18 protein-coding genes are annotated in these 17,423 nt (G+C 71.2%); 9 read left to right on the forward strand and 9 right to left on the reverse strand.

Annotation, left to right across the window (positions count from 1 at the left end):
- The first annotated feature begins 6 nt into the window (after window positions 1–6).
- Entirely contained in the window at window positions 7–2,241 is a 2,235-nt protein-coding gene (locus tag WH85_RS39895) for a glycoside hydrolase domain-containing protein (RefSeq protein WP_045747357.1), read from the forward strand.
- Window positions 2,238–3,488, forward strand: a complete 1,251-nt coding sequence (locus tag WH85_RS39900) for a glycosyltransferase (RefSeq protein WP_045747358.1) — start codon at window positions 2,238–2,240, stop codon at window positions 3,486–3,488. The genes WH85_RS39895 and WH85_RS39900 overlap by 4 nt, the downstream gene beginning before the upstream one ends.
- Before the next feature lie 48 nt (window positions 3,489–3,536).
- Here the strand turns inward: WH85_RS39900 and WH85_RS39905 are convergent, their stop codons facing one another.
- The 3 genes from WH85_RS39905 to WH85_RS39915 are packed head-to-tail and all read right to left on the reverse strand — an operon-like array spanning window position 3,537 to window position 5,482.
- On the reverse strand, window positions 3,537–4,637 hold the full coding sequence (locus tag WH85_RS39905) for an acyltransferase family protein (protein ID WP_045747359.1): 1,101 nt from the start codon (window positions 4,635–4,637) through the stop codon (window positions 3,537–3,539).
- A gap of 31 nt (window positions 4,638–4,668) precedes the next feature.
- Window positions 4,669–5,145 (reverse strand): SRPBCC family protein, encoded by a 477-nt coding sequence (locus WH85_RS39910; protein ID WP_045747360.1) that lies wholly within the window; start codon window positions 5,143–5,145, stop codon window positions 4,669–4,671.
- Window positions 5,138–5,482, reverse strand: coding sequence for an ArsR/SmtB family transcription factor (locus tag WH85_RS39915; protein WP_045747361.1), 345 nt, complete (start codon window positions 5,480–5,482; stop codon window positions 5,138–5,140). The genes WH85_RS39910 and WH85_RS39915 overlap by 8 nt, the downstream gene beginning before the upstream one ends.
- A gap of 278 nt (window positions 5,483–5,760) precedes the next feature.
- Between WH85_RS39915 and WH85_RS39920 the strand changes: the two genes are divergently transcribed.
- From WH85_RS39920 to WH85_RS39940, 5 genes are read left to right on the forward strand one after another with little or no spacing between them, the layout of a single operon-like run.
- The gene (locus WH85_RS39920; RefSeq protein ID WP_045747362.1) at window positions 5,761–5,967 is read left to right on the forward strand and encodes a hypothetical protein; all 207 of its coding nucleotides are present in this window, start codon (window positions 5,761–5,763) and stop codon (window positions 5,965–5,967) included.
- A gap of 12 nt (window positions 5,968–5,979) precedes the next feature.
- Complete coding sequence (locus WH85_RS39925; RefSeq protein ID WP_045747363.1) at window positions 5,980–6,714, forward strand: nucleotidyltransferase domain-containing protein; 735 nt, start codon at window positions 5,980–5,982, stop codon at window positions 6,712–6,714.
- On the forward strand, window positions 6,711–7,433 hold the full coding sequence (locus tag WH85_RS39930) for a nucleotidyltransferase domain-containing protein (protein WP_157411515.1): 723 nt from the start codon (window positions 6,711–6,713) through the stop codon (window positions 7,431–7,433). Before WH85_RS39925 ends, WH85_RS39930 begins: the two co-directional genes overlap by 4 nt.
- Before the next feature lie 23 nt (window positions 7,434–7,456).
- A complete protein-coding gene (locus tag WH85_RS39935; protein WP_045747365.1) occupies window positions 7,457–7,987 on the forward strand; it encodes a hypothetical protein in 531 nt (176 codons plus the stop codon).
- 4 nt (window positions 7,988–7,991) lie between these two features.
- Entirely contained in the window at window positions 7,992–8,876 is an 885-nt protein-coding gene (locus WH85_RS39940) for a TIGR03560 family F420-dependent LLM class oxidoreductase (protein WP_045747366.1), read from the forward strand.
- On the opposite strand, the gene WH85_RS49485 is transcribed toward WH85_RS39940, so the two are convergent.
- The 4 genes from WH85_RS49485 to WH85_RS39960 all read right to left on the reverse strand — a co-directional run bounded on the left by WH85_RS49485 (window position 8,851) and on the right by WH85_RS39960 (window position 13,952).
- Window positions 8,851–9,099 carry a hypothetical protein gene (locus WH85_RS49485; protein WP_169792556.1) on the reverse strand — a complete coding sequence of 83 codons (249 nt, stop codon included), beginning with the start codon at window positions 9,097–9,099 and terminating at the stop codon, window positions 8,851–8,853. The genes WH85_RS39940 and WH85_RS49485 overlap by 26 nt on opposite strands.
- Window positions 9,100–9,719: 620 nt before the next feature.
- Window positions 9,720–10,694: a hypothetical protein gene (locus WH85_RS39950; RefSeq protein WP_045747368.1), complete on the reverse strand. Its 975-nt coding sequence runs from the start codon at window positions 10,692–10,694 to the stop codon at window positions 9,720–9,722.
- A gap of 47 nt (window positions 10,695–10,741) precedes the next feature.
- A complete protein-coding gene (locus WH85_RS39955; protein ID WP_045747369.1) occupies window positions 10,742–11,200 on the reverse strand; it encodes a peroxiredoxin in 459 nt (152 codons plus the stop codon).
- Window positions 11,181–13,952 (reverse strand): helix-turn-helix transcriptional regulator, encoded by a 2,772-nt coding sequence (locus tag WH85_RS39960; RefSeq protein ID WP_169792557.1) that lies wholly within the window; start codon window positions 13,950–13,952, stop codon window positions 11,181–11,183. Before WH85_RS39960 ends, WH85_RS39955 begins: the two co-directional genes overlap by 20 nt.
- Before the next feature lie 115 nt (window positions 13,953–14,067).
- Here WH85_RS39960 and WH85_RS39965 point away from each other — a divergent pair, with 115 nt between their 5' ends.
- Complete coding sequence (locus WH85_RS39965) at window positions 14,068–14,316, forward strand: SCO4226 family nickel-binding protein (protein ID WP_045747376.1); 249 nt, start codon at window positions 14,068–14,070, stop codon at window positions 14,314–14,316.
- A gap of 250 nt (window positions 14,317–14,566) precedes the next feature.
- Here the strand turns inward: WH85_RS39965 and WH85_RS39970 are convergent, their stop codons facing one another.
- Complete coding sequence (locus tag WH85_RS39970; RefSeq protein WP_045747371.1) at window positions 14,567–15,355, reverse strand: SAM-dependent methyltransferase; 789 nt, start codon at window positions 15,353–15,355, stop codon at window positions 14,567–14,569.
- Window positions 15,352–15,591 (reverse strand): hypothetical protein, encoded by a 240-nt coding sequence (locus WH85_RS39975; protein ID WP_045747372.1) that lies wholly within the window; start codon window positions 15,589–15,591, stop codon window positions 15,352–15,354. The genes WH85_RS39970 and WH85_RS39975 overlap by 4 nt, the downstream gene beginning before the upstream one ends.
- A gap of 105 nt (window positions 15,592–15,696) precedes the next feature.
- Here WH85_RS39975 and WH85_RS53460 point away from each other — a divergent pair, with 105 nt between their 5' ends.
- Entirely contained in the window at window positions 15,697–16,887 is a 1,191-nt protein-coding gene (locus tag WH85_RS53460) for a glutamate-cysteine ligase family protein (RefSeq protein ID WP_245674296.1), read from the forward strand.
- Window positions 16,888–17,423 lie beyond the last annotated feature (536 nt).

Here is a 17,423-nt window from a genome sequence, read left to right on the forward strand (position 1 = left end):
CCGGCCATCCTTGACAACGTAGATCCCTTCATCGGCACAGCGGCCACCGACCTGCCTCGGGCAAGCGGTCTCGCCGCTACCTGGTGGTGGCCGAAACCGCAGGTCGGCAACACCCACCCGGGGGCTTCGGCCCCACTGGGCATGGTGTCCGCGTGCGCCTACTCCGGCGCCTATCCGACCGGTTACGGCCGCTACGCGAAGAACACCGAGGGCGTGCCGGAGGAGATGTTCCCCCGGCTGCAGGCCTCCGGGTTCACGCATTTCCAGCAGTCCGGCACCGGCGCGATCCGCAAGTACTACAACTATGTGCGGGTCACGCCGATGGTCCAGCCGCTCGACGACCTCGGGCAGTCCTGGCCGCTCGAGGACGAGCAGGCCGAGGCCGGCTACTACGCGGCCAACCTCGACACCGGCGTGCGCTGCGAGATCACCGTCGGGGAGAAGGTGGCGGTGCACCGCTACACGTTCCCCGACCACGACAGCGCCCGCGTGGTGATCGACCTGTCCTGCGGCGGCCTCGCCATCGACCTGGGACGCACGGTGCCGCTGCGCGCCCAGGCCGAGAGCATGGGGTACGGCCGGGTCCAGGGCACCGTCGTCATGGAGGGTGTCCCGCTCTCCGTCTACGCCGAGGTGGACAGTCCCGGCTGGCGGCAGATGCTGTGGTACGACCGGCGGCTGATCCCCGGCGGCACCCGCCTCGACTTCGACAGCATCCGCAACACCACCCTGCGGCCGTTCGGCGCGATCTTCCTCGGCCCGGTCCGCGCCGGCCAGACGATCGAGGTCCGGCTGGGCTTCTCGCTGCGCGGCACCGACCAGGCCCGGGAGAACCTGGAACGCGAGTGCGGCCTGGGCCGGACCGCGTTCGAACCGGTCCGCGCCCGCACCCGGGACCGGTGGCGCGAACAGCTCGGCAAGGTGAAGGTCGAGGGCGGCACCCCGGCCCGGCGGACCGTGATGGCGACCGCGCTCTACCACTCCCTGGTCAAGCCGTGCTTCGCCGACGACGAGAGCCCGTTCTGGCCCAACTCCGGCCCGTACGCGTTCGACATCTGCACCATGTGGGACATCTACAAGACGCAGATCCCGCTGCTGTCCGCGATCGCGCCGCAGCGCTCCACCGATCTCCTGGAGTCGCTGATCCGGGTCTGCGAGGAGGAGGGCAACTTTCCGATCGGCTACCGGATGGCCCGCGGCGCCGACCGGTTCTTCCGGCAGGCCAGCGCCCTGGCACACACCGCCATCGCGGACGCGCACGCGCTGAAGCGCACCGGCATCGACTGGACGTGGGCGCTGGTGCACATGGTCGACGACCTGCGCCGGCTCTACGGCGAGGACTTCTGGGAGCACGGCCGGGTCCACCCGATCACCCACACCCTCGACCTGGCGTACGCCCACCACTGCACCGCCAAACTGGCCCGCGCGCTGAACGACCACCGCCTCGCCGACGACCTGGAGCGGCGCAGCCGCGGCTGGGTCAACGCGTTCGACCCGGCCACCGGCCTGCTGCGCGACTCGGAGTTCTACGAGGGCGGCAAGTGGAACTACTCGTTCCGGCTGCTGCACGACATGGCCGGGCGCATCGACCTGGCCGGCGGCGAACGGGCGTTCACCGTGATGCTCGACCGGTTCTTCGGCTACGGCGCCGAGCCGGTCAAACAGCCCGGCATCGGTCCCACACCCGCGGAGATGGCCGCCGGCTACGCCCTCAACCGGTTCGAGGGCCTGAACAACGAACCCGACATGGAGGTCCCCTGGGCATATCACTACGCGGGCCGCCCCGACCGGACGGCCGAAGTCGTCCACTCCGCGCTGACCTGGCAGTTCGGCACCGGACCCGGCGGCCTGCCGGGCAACGACGACTCGGGCGGCCTGAGCGCCTGGTACGTCTGGGCCTCCCTCGGCCTGTTCCCGGTCGCCGGACAGAACCTCTTCCTCGCCAACGCCCCCGCCTTCGCGTGGTCGTCGTTGCAGGTCGAAGGCGGCGAGTTCATCGTGGAGACGAGCGGTCACCACGAGACGCCGATCGGCGTCGACGGGATCGACCGCGAACCCCCCGTGCAGTACGTCCAGTCCGCCACCCTCAACGGCAAACCGCTGGACGTCACCCATCTCAGCGCGTCCGACATCCACAACGGCGGGCGGCTGCACCTGCGGCTCGGCCCCGAACCCTCCACCTGGGGTCACGGGTCCCGGCCGCCTTCCCTCTCACACCCCCACCCGAAGGAAACACCATGAGTCGACCGACCCGCCGCCTGGTGATCGCGGTCCGCGCCGACCCGGTCATCTGCGGACACTCGGGCGAGGCGCGCAACCTCGCCGAGGTGGCGCTCACCCGCGGATTCGACGACGTACGGTTGCTCACCTGGCCGATCCCCACCCTCCAGTCGGCCGGACTGCCCCTCAAACCGCTGGACCGGCTCCTGCCGTACAGCCCCGGCATCACCGTCGAACGCCCCGAGGCGGTCGGTGACTACCGCGTGCCGGACGGACGGCACCTGGCCGGCCTGACCGGTCGCCTGGTCGAGCTGCTCGCCGAGCCGGTGCCCACGGTCTGCCTCTCGATGTACCTGGTACCCCACACCCAGGTCATCAACGACGCGGTGACCGCGGCCCGGGCCGCCGGGTTCGCCCCGCAGGTGCACACCATCGCCAAGGCGGTCGGCTCGGACGTCACCAACGTGATCCGGTCCTGCCTGCGCGAGGGGCGTTTCGGCGCGGCGACCGTGCTGCTCACCACGTTCCTGGCCAGCGACGAGGTGGTCGCGGTCTCGGAGTACACCCGCGACGAGATCATCGCGGCGGCCGAGGAGGTCGACGCGCACGGCGGCACCACGTTCGCCGAACAGTGCCGCCGCCGGGTGACGGTGAGCTACCCGCCGATCGACGCGTCGGCGTTCCTCGACATCGAACCGGACGCCGTCGACGCCGCCCTCGCCGAACGGGGCCTGGAGCGGGGCAAGTACATCCTGTTCCTGTCCCGTGTCGCCCGCGCCAAGGGCATCTACGACCTCATCATCGCGTACGGGCAGATGCGGTGCCGCGACGACGTGAAGCTGGTGGTGGCCGGCACCGGGCCGGCGCTCGACCACGTGCGGGCGATGGCGAAGGAGGACGACCGGATCGTCTTCCTCACCGATGTGGACGACGACGAGAAGCCGCTGCTGATGAACGGCTGCGCGGCGTACGCCCTGCCGACCAAGCCGGAGCCGGACTTCGTCGAGACGTTCGGCATCGCGCTCGCCGAGAAGGCACTGGCCGGCGGCGGCCCGATCGTGACGACCCTGACCGGCGGCACCGGCGAGGCGGTCGGCGACACCGCGGTGATCGTGGAGGCGGGCGACATCAGCGGCCTCGCCGACGCGGTCGACCGGGTGGTGCTGGAGATGTCCGACGCGGACCGGGCGGACCTGGAGAAGCGTGCCCGGGCCTACGCCCTGCAGTTCGACCGGGGCGCGGTCTTCGACGACCTCTTCCGCTCCTGATCATTCATCGGTACGAGGGCCGGCCGTCGCCGGCCCTCGTACCGTCCGTCAGAGGCGCAGCAGCAGCCTGCGGGCCGGACCTTCGACGAAGCGGTGCAGCAGCCACGCCGAGGTCAGCGCCAGCGTGAAGGTGGCCGCGGTGAGAGCAGCACCCGGCCCGGTGCCGAGCTTCGGGTGGTACCCGACGACCGCCTCGAACACGCGGATCACCAGGATGTGGATCAGGTAGAACGCGAACGACAACTCACCCAGCTTGACGGCCAGCCGGTGCCGCCACGGCGTCCAGCTCCCGCGGCTGTCCGCGAGCGCGGCGGCGACCAGCACGAGTCCGAACCCGAGCATCGTGCAGGCGGCGTAGCCGTACACCTCGGGGACGTGCTTGACGGTCAGGTAACCGGCGATCGTGGTGACCCCGGCGGCGGTCCAGAGCAACGGTAGGCGTACCCCCGCAGGGTTTGATCTGACCAGGCAGGCGAGCGCGATGCCGAACACGAACTCGGGAAGCCGCGCCAGCGGATTCCAATGGAAGAAGAGCGTGACCGCCTCGGCGGAGGCGAACAGCCGCCCGGCCGCCGGCCCGAGGGTGGTGAGCGCCCAGGCCGCGCCGGCCACCGCGAGGAGCGCACCCGGCCCGCGGCGGCCGATCACGGCACCGAGCAGGGGGAACACGGCGTAGAAGAACGCCTCGCAGGAGAGCGTCCAGCTCACCGAGTTCAGGCCCTGGACGACGGTGAAGTCCGGGATCCAGGACTGGAGCAGGGTCAGGTTGGCCAGCACCACCAGCGGCTGCGGCAACTCGTTGCGGGCCGTCACGAACGCCAGCAGCAGGGCGAACACGGCGGTGACCGCGTGCAGCGGGTAGACCCGGGCGAACCGGCGGCGGCAGAACCGCAGCCAGCCGACCGGGTCGGGGCTGGCCCACATCAGCACGAAGCCGGAGAGGATGAAGAAGAACGACACCCCCACGGCACCGGGCGCGAACAGGAACCGGATCACACTCGCCGCCCAGCCGGGGGCGAAGTACTCGATCACGTGCAGGTGCACTCCGAAGACCAGGAACGCGGCGGTCCACCGCATCCCGGTCAGCGACGGGAGATCGACGATCCGCCGGGGGATGCCGACATCACGGTCGGCGACGGTCGATGACATCCGGGCAAGCTAGCAGCCCCGGTCTGATTCTTCAGAGGCGCAGGTCACTCTGGACGAGACGCTCCAGCTTCGTGTAGCCCTCGTTCACCCCGGTCTCCATCCCGCTCGCGAGGAACGCGTCGCGGCCCTCGAAGCTGTCGACCAGGGACTGTGCGTGCAGCCGGGTGCGGCCGTCGCCCAGGTCCTCGAAGGTCAGCGTCTCCAGCGCGACGCCGTCCGGGAATCCCTCGAAAGTGAACGTCTGCACGATCCGCTGCGGGCTCACCTCGTGGAAGCAGCCGCGGAACGCATATTCCTCGCCGTCGCGGTGCGCCACGTAGCGCCAGCTGCCGCCGTCCTTGGCGTCCCAGTAGTCGATCTTGTTGGTCATCGCCTCCGGGCCGGCCCAGCGGGCGAACAGCTCGGGGTCGGTGTGTGCCCGGAAGAGCTGCTCCGGGGTGGCGTCGAAGTCGCGGGTGATCCGGACCATCGGCACGGTCGGATCGGCGGTGATGGTGGCCTCAGTCACTGTCTCTCTCCTCGTCTGCCTGTATGTCTTTCAGAACGCTGTCCAGCTTTTGGTAGCGGCGCTCGGCGCGCTGCCGGTAGAACTCGAGCAGGGCGCTCATCTCGTCGAGGCACTCCGTCTCCAGGTGCACCGGCCGGGGCTGCGGACCCGGCGGCCGGGTGACCAGGCCGGCGTCCTCGAGCACCCGCAGATGCTTGTAGATCGCCTGCAGAGTCATCGGGTAGGACTCGGCCAGCTGACTCACCGTCGCGTCTCCCGCGCTGAGCCGGGCGACCATGTCACGCCGGGTCGGGTCGGACAGCGCGGAGAAGACGCGGGACAGGGTGTCGGCGGGCATCGGGACCTACTTTCAACTTACTGGTTGAAAGCAAAGCTAGAAGGTTGTTTCGCGACTGTCAACCAGGGTGTTCACACCTGTCTGTAGTGAAAAGTTCACGTGTAGTTACCGTGTCGCATAGCATCGGGAGCGATTCGACGCTGAGCCGGGGAAGGGGGAACCGTCATGGCCAAGAAGAAGAAGGACAAGAAGGACAAGAAGAAGAAGGACAAGAAGAAGTGACTTCGGTGGGCCGCCGCGCATCGCTGCGGCCCACTGCTTCCCCGTTCGGAGAAGACGTGCACGACGAGGTGATCGGTTCACTGGACGAGTGCATCGCCGCCCTCGCCCGGCTCCGCGCCGAACTGGCCGCCAGCCGCCCTGTCCACCCGGGCGAACGCCGCGCCACCGTGCTCGCCGCCATCGCCGTCGCCGAACGGTTCGCCGTGCACGCCGCCCACACCCTCGAGGGCCGTCGCCCGGTGGTCTTGGAAGCCCATCCATAGACTGGCGTCGTGATGTCGCCGCCGCCCGCCGCCGTGCCCGCCTTCGCCGGTCTGCTCGCGGACCTGGGCTGGGTGACCGACCTGATGGTCGCCGGATCACTGGCCACCGGCGACTGGATCCCCGGCGTCAGCGACCTCGACCTGGTGGCCCTCACCGACGGCCCGGCCGGGCCCGACCGCCAAGCGGTCCTTGCCGCCCTGCACCGCACCCTCGACGCGGGCATCGCCGACGGCCTCAACCTGGGCTGCGTGTACGTCGACGCCGCCCGGGCCGCCGAATCCGACCTGCGCCACCCCACCTGGACCCACGGGCGGATGGTGCAGCGCATCCTGTCCGGCGTCACCCGCGCCGAACTGGTCCGGCACGGCTACCCGGTCCTGGGGCGCCCGCCGGCGGCGGTGTTCGCCCCGATGACCGACGACGACGTCCGCGCCGCGGCCCGCGCCGAACTGACCGGCTACTGGGCGTGGGCGGCCCGCCGCCCGTGGCTCTGGCTCGACCCGGTGATCGCCGACCTGGGCCTGACGTCGATGGCCCGGGGCCGGCACACCCTGGCCACCGGCGAACTGCTGTCCAAATCGGTCGCGATCGAGCGCGCCCACGCTCCGCGCTGGCTGATCGACCAGTTGCGGGTGCGCCGCAACGGCGCTCCGATCCCGTCACCCCGCCTGCCCACGGCCCTGATCGCCTGGTGGGACGCCCGTCGCACCGTCGACCTCGCGAGGCGCGGCATAATTGCGTCATGACCATGGCGCTCCGGAGTTCGGAGTTCTGGCTCCCCTGGGCGGAGAAGGAACTGCGCGACGCGCTGGGCCGGTCGACACTGCTCGATACGCGGCGATATGAGATCTTCGTCCAGGGGTCGCGGGCCAATGGCACCGCTCTCGACGACACCAGCGACATCGACCTGGTGCTCATGCTCACCGGGCCGCACGATCCCGGCTACGGCTGGGAGGAGTTCCGCGACGACGTTCTCACCACCATGGGAAAGTCCTATCGGGTACGCATGGGGCGCCGCTGCCTGAACGTCGACGAACCCGATTCGCTGTTCGGGGAGATGGTCGACGTTCTCGTGGCGACCGAACACCGGGGTGGTGTGTTCTTCCGGGACGAGAACGGGTTGCCGATCGTCAACTTTCCGAAGCAGCACCGCCGCAACGGCGACGCGAAGGATCTGCGGACCGGCGGCCGGTTCAAGCAGGCCGTCCGGGCCGCGAAGAGGGCACGTGTGGAAAACGGCGTCCCCGCGCCCTCCTACCTGCTGGAATGCCTGCTTTACAACGTACCCGACAACGTTTTTAATCTTGTTTCCTATCGCAGTGCCCTCGGCTGGCTGCGCGAGCATCGGGACGAACTGGACGGGCTGTACTGCCAGAACGGCATCAACCGGCTGTTCGGGCCGGGGCCGGATCAATGGGACGCGGACCAGGTTGCGAGAATCATCGACGTCCTTCACCAGATCTGACGCCCCTGGACGGTGCACGCCGCATGACCTGGACGACCGCTCAGACCACGGCGGTGCTCGCGCCGGTCATCGCGATCTTCGGAGCCGCCCTCACCGCGCTGCTCACCTACGCCCTGAACCGGCAGGCCGCCCGCCGCGAACGCCGGGCGCAGGCCTTCGGCGAGGCGCTCAGCGTCGTCGAGGACTACGCCGAGATGCCCTACCGGATCCGGCGACGCTCGGGCACCCCGGAGGCGCGGCAGAAACTCACCGAGGAGGTCAGCCGGATCTACTCGCGGCTGGCCTACCACCAGGCGCTGCTCGACATCGAGGCACCGCGGGTCGCCGCCGCCTACCGGCTGCTCGCCAACGAGGCCAAGGCCGAGGTCGGCGAGCAGATGAAGAAAGCCTGGCAGAAGCCGGTGCGCACCACCGACGCCGAGATGAACCTCGAGGAACACTACGGCCGGGCCCGCGTCGACCTGGCCCGCGACCACTGTGTGGGAACCATGCGGGCCGCGCTCGGCCTGGGCCGCTACCCGATCTCGCCGAAGAAGCGCTCCGTGGCAGGGTGACCGTATGCGAATCTCGATCTGGCCCGGCGCGGCACAACCCTGGACCGACGTGCTCGAAGTGTCCCGGCACGCGGCCGACACCGGCTGGCACGGCGTCTGGATCGCCGACCACTTCATGCCCAACGCCGGTGCCGGTTTCGACCCGCACCACCCGGTCCTGGAAGCCGGTTCGCTGGTGGCGGCACTCGGGGCGGCCGTGCCGCGGGTGCGGATCGGGACGCTCGTCTACGGCAACACCTACCGGCACCCGGCCGTCCTCGCCAACATGGCGGCCACCGCCGACCAGATCTCCGGGGGCCGCTTCACCCTGGGCGTCGGCGCCGGCTGGCAGATCAACGAGCATGCGCAGTACGGCCTGGAGCTACCGCCCACGAAACAACTGATCGACCGTTTCGTGGAGGCCCTGCAGGTCCTGCGCGGCCTGCTGCGCGACCCGGAGACCACCTTCGACGGTACGCACTACCAGCTCACCGACGCCGTCTGCGAACCGAAGCCGGTGCAGGATCCGCTGCCGATCCTGATCGGCGCCAAGGGCGAGAAACGCATGCTGCGGGTCGTCGCCGAGCACGCCGACATGTGGAACGCCTGGGGCACCCCGGACCTGATCGCCCACAAGTCGGCCGTGCTGGACCGGCACTGCGCCGACGTCGGCCGCGACCCGGCGTCGATCCAGCGCACCGCACAGGCGACGACCGTGGTCGACGGTCCGCTCCCGGAGGGCCTGTCGACGCCGGTGATCGGCGGTTCCCCGGCGAAGCTGGCCGACACCATCGCCGAGTACCGGGCGATCGGCCTCGACGAGCTGATCATCCCGGACGGCCGCCTGGGCGCCACCGTCGCCGAGAAACGCAAGGCGATGGACGTCATCCTCGGCCTGGCCGGACAGTGACCGCGCTGTCGCGGCAGGCCCTGGGCACGGACGCGGTGCTGCGGATCCGGGTGAGCACGCTGCCGGACGTCTGCGCGGACTGATCGGCGACGGGTTCGCGGACGCACAGTTGGAGTGGAGCATCGGCGCTGAACGGGCCGCGGGACCAGCCGCCGAAACGTTCGACGAGCCGCGGGCCGGCGAGCGGGAGCAGCGGGCCGGCGAGCGCGAGCAGCGGCGGCAACTCCTGCGGGAGGATGCTGGCACAGACAAAGCCCTTGGCGGAATCATGATCAACTTGAGCTGAGTGGTACTGGGGTGGCTCAGCCGTCGCCCACGGCTGCACCCGCCTCGTGGAGGAACCATCACCGACGGCCGGCTCGCCTGAGCCGTCGGTTGCGGCTGCTTCGGTGCCGCGCGGGGGACCGTCGTCGACGGCTCGGGTCGGTGGGCCGTCGTGTGCGGCTGTTTTCGGCTCGCGAATGGACCGTCAATGACGGCCGGGTCGGCGGAGCCGTCCGTAGTGGCTGTTGCGACGCCACGAGGGGGGACGCCGGCGACGGTCCGGTCACGGATCGGGGAGGGGCAGGGGTGTCAGGAACGGGCGGCGGCGACGACCGCGGGGATGCGCCAGCCGGTGCCGGGCCGGCGGTCGGTGACGTCGATCTCGAGGTGGCCGCGGGGGCTTCTGCGCGGTCTTCTGCTCAGGGAGTCCGGTATTACGGTCGAAGTGCTGGCGGGAAGATTCTCGGCGAGCCGGGAATACCGGTTCTTTCTCGAGCAGGCGAAGATCCGGCAAAGCCGGATCTATCAGTAGCGGTCTCGCGCCGGTGGGTGAGGAGAACCACCCACCGGCGGTGACGGTCAGGCGCGCGGGGTGAGGCGACTGCCGGCCGGGACCGTGGACGGGAAGCCGAGGGTGGCGAGCCGGCCGTTGACGCCGTTCTCCGCCTGGCAGTCGGTGGTGCAGACGGTCGGCGGGTTGGCGACCTCGGTCGCGTCCTCGCCGGTGACCATGCCCATCCGGCCACCGCTCGCCACGTCCCAGATGCTCACGCCGCCGCAGTGGTCCTTCGTCTCGGACAGACCCAGCGTGTTGGTGAAGTCGGGTCCGCACTGCGGCTGGGCGACCCGGGTCGCCACCTGGGCACTGTCACGCAGCACCAGGGCCGGTGCGGTGTCGCTGGCGATGTTGACGCGCGGCGTCACGCGTACACAATAGGTCGCTGCCGGACCGGTAGCCGGGGAGACGCACGCCGAGCCCAGCCAGGCACCCAGCTCGGCGCGGAAGTTGGGGTTGTCGTAGTAGAAGGCGCTGTCGGCCAGGGTGTGCACGATCCGGGTCGCCGTGCCGTCGCCGCGGGCCGCCTCCATCTGGAAGATGCCGCCCTGTGCGCAGTCCTTGGCCTGGATCTTCATGGTCAGGCCGGACGGTCCGGTCCGGGAGACGGTCAGCCCCTCGTCGCGCAGTTCCAGGCTGATCGTGCTTGTCAGGGCCAGTCCGCGGTGGTCGGGCACCTTGCTCGCGTAGACCGGGGTGGCCTTCCCGCCGGTCATGTCGCCGACGTTGGCCTTGCCGGTGAACGCGTAGTCGTAGATCGCGAAGGTCGCCGGGTCGATGCTGAACTGGGTGTACTTACCTTGGACGGTGAAACGGCCTGCGGGGGCGGCGACCGTGCCGCGGAAGCGGTCCTTGGTGCCGGTCTTGCCGAGGACGGTGTAGCTGCCGCCCTCGCAGAACCTGGAGCCGGCCGCCTGGGCGGCCACCGGGGCGGTGACCGCGGCCAGGGGAACGGTGAGGGCGAGGGCCGCCAGGACGGAGATGCGCCGTGTTGACATGCCGCGAACTCTCGCGCCTCGATGGATAACGTCCCGCTAAGACGGCCCTAAGAGGTCGCCGCGGCCAGGGCCTCGGCGGCGTGCTGGTTCATGTCCAGCTCGCTGTGCACCACCTCGATGATCTTCTGGTCGGTGCCGATCACGAAGGTCATCCGCTTGGTGCTCAGCGGGCCGAGGGCCAGCTTGCGCTTGACGCCGTAGGCGGCGATCGTCGTCATCTCCGGGTCGGAGAGCAGCGGATAGTCGAAGGTGTTGGCGTCGGCGAACTCCTTCTGCTTCGCGACAGTGTCCTTGCTGATGCCGACCCGCTGCACGCCGGCCGCCTGGAACTCGGCGCCCAGGTCCCGGAAGTTGCACGCCTCGGCGGTGCAGCCCTTGGTCATCGCACCGGGGTAGAAGAAGAGGACGACCGGCCCGTCCTTGAGGAGATCGGTCAACCGCCGCGGGTTGCCGTCCTGGTCGGCCAGTTCGAAGTCGGGCGCGATGTCACCTTTGCCTATGCTCACCCGCAGCAGGATACGCCGCCAGCCAGCCGGCGATCTGGGTGCGGCGGCTCACCCCGAGCTTCGTACGGATGTGCTCCAGATGCGCCGACACGGTCCGCGGGGAGATCACCAGCGCGGCGGCGATCTCCCGGTCGGTGCGGCCCGCGGCCACCAGCCGGGCGACCTCCATCTCGCGGGCCGTCAACGGGACCGGGCGGGTCTGCTCACCGGCCGGGGTGCCGGCCAGCCAGAGGGCGGGTGGCGTGCGCGTACCCCACCGGGTCCGCACCTCGGCGACCAGCGCGGCGGCCTCGGCCGGGCGTCGCGAGCGGTGCGCGCAGCGGGCCCGGTCGAGCAGCGCCGCGCTGCCCTCCCAGAACCTGCGCCGCCGCGACCAGGCCTGCGACGCGCGTTCCAGCGCCACCCGGGCCTTGCCGGTCTGTCCCTCGGCCAGCAGGATCAGGCCCTGGGCGTGGTCGAGGGCGGCCAGCGTGCCGGGAATCCCGCGGCCGGTCAGCAGCCCGGAGACCCGCGCCAGCCAGTCCCTCGCGGCGGTCGGTCCGGTGGCGGCCAGGTGCGTCCGGACACCCGTCACCGTGTACGGGTAGAGGTAGGCCGCATCGCCGACTCCGGCGGACGCCGCGTGACCCCGTTCGCACCAGGCCAGCGCCGTCGCGTGGTCGCCGCCCAGCAGGGCCAGTTCGGCAAGCCCCCACCAGGCGGGCGAGACGCGCTGCAGTTCGTGCATGGCCTCGCCGAGCGCGGCGGCCTCGGTCAGTGCCGCGTGCGCCCCGGCCGGGTCGGTGACCAGCCCGCAGAACCCGAGCACGTGCAGCGCGGTGATCCGGGTGGTGATGCCGCCGCGGCCGTCGGCGAGGGCGGCCCGGGCCTGCGCCTCGGCACCGGTGAAGTCGCCGGTCGCCCAGCGGACGTGCGCCAGGTGGGCGGCCATGTAGTGGCGGTCGTTGAAACGTTCCGCGCGGTCGGCGTAGGCGATGCCGCGGGTCAGCCAGTGTTCCGCCCGTTCGTACTCGACCAGCACCGAGGCGGACGAGCCGAGCATCCGGTGGGCGCGGGCCGCCTGGCGTTCCCGGTGCGCCGCGGCGGCCCGGTCGATCACGGCTTCCAGCAGGGCGTACCCCTCGTCGAGACGCCCCAGGAAGAGCAGCACCGCGCCGATCGTGGTGTCCCGGTCGTCGTCCTCGGCCAGGTGCAGCGCCCGGGAACGCTCGCCGTCGGCGAGGGCTTCGGTCAACCGCCGATCCAGCATGTACGCCGCCGCGAGCGCCCCGTGCAGGCGGGCCCGGATGCCGTCGTCGCCCGCGGCCAGTGTCAGCCCGGCCCGCAGTTGTTCGACCCGCCGGTCCAGCCCGTCGCCGAGCAGGTGCCGGACGGCGACCCATTCGGGCAGCAGGGCGGCGGCCGCCAGTGGTTCGTCCCGGTCCAGCCGCAGCCGGTAGGCCTCCGCGTAGGCCCGGTCCGCGGCGTCGTTCTCGTCGATCGCGGCCAGCTCGGCGGCGAGCGCGGACAGCAGGGCGGCCCGGTCGGCGGCCGGGTCCGCGGTGCGCAGCGCCCGCCGGTAGAGCTCGGCCGCCTCCTGGTGGGCGGAGAGCTGGGCGGCTTCGGTGGCGCCTGTCATCGCGTACGGGAAAGCGTCCTTGGCTCGTTGGGCGCGCTCGTACTGGTCGCTGACGAATGCGGCGGCGAACCCGGCGTCGGCCGCCGCCGCGGCGGCCCGTCCGTGCAGCTCCCGGCGCCGCAGCGGGGTGAGGTCGGCGTAGAGGGCGTCCCGGATCAGCGCGTGCCGGAAGTCGAACCCGGTCCCGTCCGCCCGGGGCAGGACGAAGAAGTTCTCGCCCAGCTCGCGCAGCGCCGCGTCGATCGTCGCCGGGGCACCGCCGGTGATCGCGATCAGCAGGTCCAGGTCGAACGAGCGGCCCAGCACCGACGCCGCGCCGGCCAGCTCCCGGGCGGCGGGGCCGAGCCGCTCGGCGCGGAACAGCACCGCGTCGGCGAGGGTGTCCGGCACCCCGTCGGCGGCCGCTAGGAACTCCTCGACGTGCAGCGGAATGCCGTCGCTGCGGGCGAAGACGGCGGCGGTCTCGGCGGCCGGCAGGCGCGTGCCGGCGATGGCCGCGGCCAGCTCGGCGGTGTCGGTACGGCTCAGCCGGGTCAGCCGGACCTCCTCGGCGTGACGCTGGGTGAGCAGCCGGGCCCGCCACGCCCGCATCGGCACCCGCGGATACAGCTCGTCGCTGCGGTACGTTCCGACCAGCAGCAGCGGCAGCGCCCGGGCCCGCAGCGCCATCCGCGCGAGGACGTCCAGGGTCAGGTCGTCGGCCCAGTGCAGGTCCTCACACGTGATCAGCATCGGCCGGGTGCAGGTGGCCACCCGTTCGACCATCTCGGTGAGGTCGGTGACCAGCAGCCGCCGGTGCCGGTCCGGGTCGCCGCGCGCGCCGTCCCGCAGCCGCTGCATGATCCGGGTGCCGGTCGGCGCGGTCGCCGGGTCCCGCCGCAGACCGGCGCCGAGATCGCTGAGCAGCCCGGCCGCGATCTCCACGTCGCCGGGGGTGGCCGCGGTGCCGATCACCGCGAACCCGGCCGCCGCGGCGCGCACGCTGATCTCGCGCAGCAGGCGCGTCTTGCCGATGCCGGCCTCACCGGCCAGGAACAGCAGCTCGCCCGAGCCCGCGGCGGCCCCGGCGAGCCGACGGCCGGCTAGTTCGAGCAGGTCACGCCGTCCGATCAGGACGGGGCTACTCAGCGTCACCATCGCACTGTAAGAGTCGCGGTGCGGCTTCCTAGGTGTTGTGACCGATGTCCGACGGCTTCCGGGCGGGCACGCTGAGCTGGTCAGTCACCGGTACGACGGAGAGGGCCGGACGATGGCCAGGTTCATGGACGTGCACGACGGGTTCGTCGGCGTCACCGCGGAGCAGTTGAACGCCGCGCACGAGGCCGACCTGAAGATCGAGGGCGAGGAGGGGGTGCACTTCGAGCGGGCGTGGCTCGACCCGGAGGCCGGCAAGGTGTTCTGCCTGAGCACCGGGCCGAGCAAGGAGGCGGTGATGCGGGTGCACGAGAGGGCGGGTCACCCGACCACCGAGGTGTACGAGCTGACCACCGAGGTCTAGACAAGTTTCGTCAGGGTCCGCGTGGTGACTTCAGCCGCCCAACGCGCCCGGAATCACCACACCCCACGACGGGTGTGGTGATTTGGGGCGCCCAGTGCGCCCGGAATCACCACGCCACGGCGGGTGTGGTGATTTGGGGCGTCCATCGCGCCCGTAATCACCACGCCACGACGGGTGTGGTGACTTCGGGTGCCCAGCGCGGCTGAGGTCACCACGCGGACGGGATTCGCGCCCTGACCACGAAACGTGTCTAACGTTTGCGTCCCACGCCGCCGAACAGTGCCACCTGTGCGTCGGTGAAGGTGCTCACCTCGTCGGGGCGCCAGCGCAGGATCGGCGTCACGCCCGGCTCCAGCAGGTCGAGGCCGGTGAAGAAGCGGGCCACGTCGAGCCGGTCCCGCAGGCGGGTGGTGATGCCCTGCCCTCGCATGATCGCGGCGAACCTGGCCCACGACTGCGGGTCGTGCTCGTCGGTGATGTGCGAGATCACCAGGTGACTGCCGCGGGGCAGGGCGCCCATCAGGGCGGCGACCGTGGCATACGGGTCGTCGGCGTCGTCCACGAAGTGCAGGACGGCGTAGAGCAGCAGCGCCACCGGCCGGTCCAGGTCGAGGATCTCGCGGACCTCGGGCCGCTCCAGGATCGCGACGCCGTCCTGCAGGCGGGCCTCGGCGTAGCCGGTGCGGCCCTCGGGCGTGCTGGTCAGCAGTGCGCGGGCGTGCGCGAGGACGAGCGGGTCGTAGTCGACGTAGACCACCCGGGCGGCCGGGAGCACCTCCTGCGCCACCTCGTGCACGTTCGGCGAGGTGGGCAGACCGGTGCCGATGTCCAGGAACTGGTCGACGCCGGCCTCGGCGAGCATCCGCACCGTGCGGCGCAGGAACGCCCGGTTCTGCCGGGGCGCGGTCGCCGCGTTGGGGTTGGCCTGCAGGCCCTGCTCGGCGGCGGCCCGGTCGGCGGCGAAGTGGTCCTTGCCGCCGAGCAGGTAGTCGTAGACACGGGCCGGGTGCGGCCGCCCGGTGTCCAGTGGGTCGCTCATGCCTTCCCCCGCCTCTCGACACGCAGTCCACTGAGGATAGTGCCTATCGGGGCGAGCGCGGCGACCAGAAGCAACGCGGAGAACAGGAAGAATGCCGGTTTCACGACGATCAGCGCGACGCCGGCGCCGAACAGCAGCGGGCTGCGCACCGGAGCGCGGCCCTGAGCGACCAGAAGGCCGAGCAGGACGATCGCCGCGAGGGCGAGAATGAGCAGGGCCGCCTGGACAGATGACATGCAGTGACCGTACGGGTACGACCCCCGGCCCGGCTCCGGCGGTTCCCCTGATCCCGACCCCTAGGTTATTCCTACTGCGCAGATAGGAATGCTATGCTCGGCGGCGTGACACTCTCCGAGCAGGCCGCCGAAGACCTCATCGCCGCACGCGCCTTCAGCTCCGGCCTGCCCGGTTTCGTCGGCATCGCCGTCGACCTGCTCCTCGACCCGGCCTGCGCGCCCACCGGGCGGCGCCCCCTGCGCCACGGCTTCCTCGACACCCGGTCACCACGCCTGCTCGTGGTCAGCGGCCCGCCGTCGCCCGGCATCGAGGTCGCCCTCAAACGCATGACCGACGACCTGGCCGCGGCCGGCCGCGTCGTCGAGGGTCACGGCCTCACGGTGCTGGCCCAGGCCACCGACACCGCCCACCCGGAGGGCCCGGCCCACGCCCTCGGCACCGCCACCGCGGGCATCCGGGTCGGCCTGGAGGCGGGACTCGACGGCGGCGGGCCACTCGGGATCGACCATCGGTGGGCGCTGGCGCACACACTGGCTCCGGTGCTGGCGGCCTCGTTCGCGAACGCGCCGTTGCGTCACGGGCGGCCGACCGGATGGCGCAGCGTCCGGCAGTCCCTGCGCCGGGACACTCCCGTGCTGCCGCCGGTCGTCGGCTCACCCTTCAGCGATTCCCCTACCGTCGACGGCTTCTCGGCCGTCGACGGTGGCTCAGCCATCCTCGGCGGTTCGGCCGTCGACGGTGGCTCAGCCGTCGCTGGTGGCTCATTCTTCGGCGGCGGTTCGCTGCCCAGCGATCCGGCCCGCTCCTGGGCTGCCCATGCGATGAACGCCCCGACCGCGACCGGCCGCACCCTGCGCCAGGCGATCCGGGCCGGCGCCCGCCTCACCCCCGACGACGTCGACCGGCACCTCGCCGCCCTGCGCCCGCCGGTCGCCGCCCGCGGCCACCTCGAGATCGACGTCGCCGACCGCCAGCCCGGCACCGGCTGGCGCATCCCCGCGGTCGTCGCCGCCGCCCTGATCGACGACCCGCGTGCCGCCGACGAGGCCTGGCAGGCGACCGCCCACCTGGGCGCCGAACCCCGCCTCTGGGAGCGGGCGGCCCGCGACGCCCTCACCGACACGACCCTGGCCGCCGCGGCCCGCGACTGCTTCATGGCCGCCTACGGCGCGCTGGCCCGCCTGGGGGTCTCCCGCGAACTGCGCGACGACGTGGCCGAGTTCACCGAGCGCTACGTCTTCCGGGGCCGCTGCCCCGCCGACGACGTCCTGGACCGGGCCGCCGCACGCCCCTGACCGTCCTGGACCGGGCCGCCGCCCGCCCTCGACGCCCGGTGGCTCATGGGGTGGGTTCTCCGTTTCATGCGAAGAGGAATTCCGCATGAAATGATTATTAGTCGTCGCTCGAAATGCCCGGTGCGATTTGTTGCATCTAATGATGCAAATAAAATCTCTACTGTGGAGGTAGCTCGGGCCGTAGCCGTCAACGGCTGTCGTTCCTGAGGGGCCGGCGTTCGCGATCGACCGCCGCGTTTGCGTAGCTGTCGCTGGTGGTGGTTTTGCTCGTCTCTGCTTACTGACGCGAGTGGCTATCGAGGGTGTCGGCTGATCCGGTTGTAGGCGGTGTGGGCCGGGATTGTCGTGGGTGTCGGTTGGGGGGAGTCGGCCGTCGGTGGTGGTTGGTCGGGGTGCGGATGTCGACCGTGGGTGGCGGCTCGGGTCGTCCGGCCGTTGCTGGTGGTGGTTTTGTGGGCCGCGTAGAGCCACTGGCGACGGCTGGGTGGGCTCGGCCGTCGTCGACGGTGGTGTAGGTGGTTCGGGGCAGACCGTGG

Origin of the sequence: Actinoplanes rectilineatus (genome assembly GCF_000962825.1) — a bacterium.
Lineage (GTDB): Bacteria > Actinomycetota > Actinomycetes > Mycobacteriales > Micromonosporaceae > Actinoplanes > Actinoplanes rectilineatus.

What these genes read in the sequence shown, in the direction of transcription:
- WH85_RS39900 (WP_045747358.1), top strand. Translation starts at nt 2,238, where the DNA reads ATGAGTCGACCGACCCGCCGCCTGGTGATCGCGGTCCGCGCCGACCCG.
- WH85_RS39935 (WP_045747365.1), top strand. Translation starts at nt 7,457, where the DNA reads ATGACCTGGACGACCGCTCAGACCACGGCGGTGCTCGCGCCGGTCATC.
- WH85_RS39905 (WP_045747359.1), bottom strand. Translation starts at nt 4,637, where the DNA reads ATGTCATCGACCGTCGCCGACCGTGATGTCGGCATCCCCCGGCGGATC.
- WH85_RS39975 (WP_045747372.1), bottom strand. Translation starts at nt 15,591, where the DNA reads ATGTCATCTGTCCAGGCGGCCCTGCTCATTCTCGCCCTCGCGGCGATC.
- WH85_RS39965 (WP_045747376.1), top strand. Translation starts at nt 14,068, where the DNA reads ATGGCCAGGTTCATGGACGTGCACGACGGGTTCGTCGGCGTCACCGCG.
- WH85_RS39950 (WP_045747368.1), bottom strand. Translation starts at nt 10,694, where the DNA reads ATGTCAACACGGCGCATCTCCGTCCTGGCGGCCCTCGCCCTCACCGTT.
- WH85_RS39930 (WP_157411515.1), top strand. Translation starts at nt 6,711, where the DNA reads ATGACCATGGCGCTCCGGAGTTCGGAGTTCTGGCTCCCCTGGGCGGAG.
- WH85_RS39940 (WP_045747366.1), top strand. Translation starts at nt 7,992, where the DNA reads ATGCGAATCTCGATCTGGCCCGGCGCGGCACAACCCTGGACCGACGTG.
- WH85_RS39915 (WP_045747361.1), bottom strand. Translation starts at nt 5,482, where the DNA reads ATGCCCGCCGACACCCTGTCCCGCGTCTTCTCCGCGCTGTCCGACCCG.
- WH85_RS39925 (WP_045747363.1), top strand. Translation starts at nt 5,980, where the DNA reads ATGTCGCCGCCGCCCGCCGCCGTGCCCGCCTTCGCCGGTCTGCTCGCG.
- WH85_RS39970 (WP_045747371.1), bottom strand. Translation starts at nt 15,355, where the DNA reads ATGAGCGACCCACTGGACACCGGGCGGCCGCACCCGGCCCGTGTCTAC.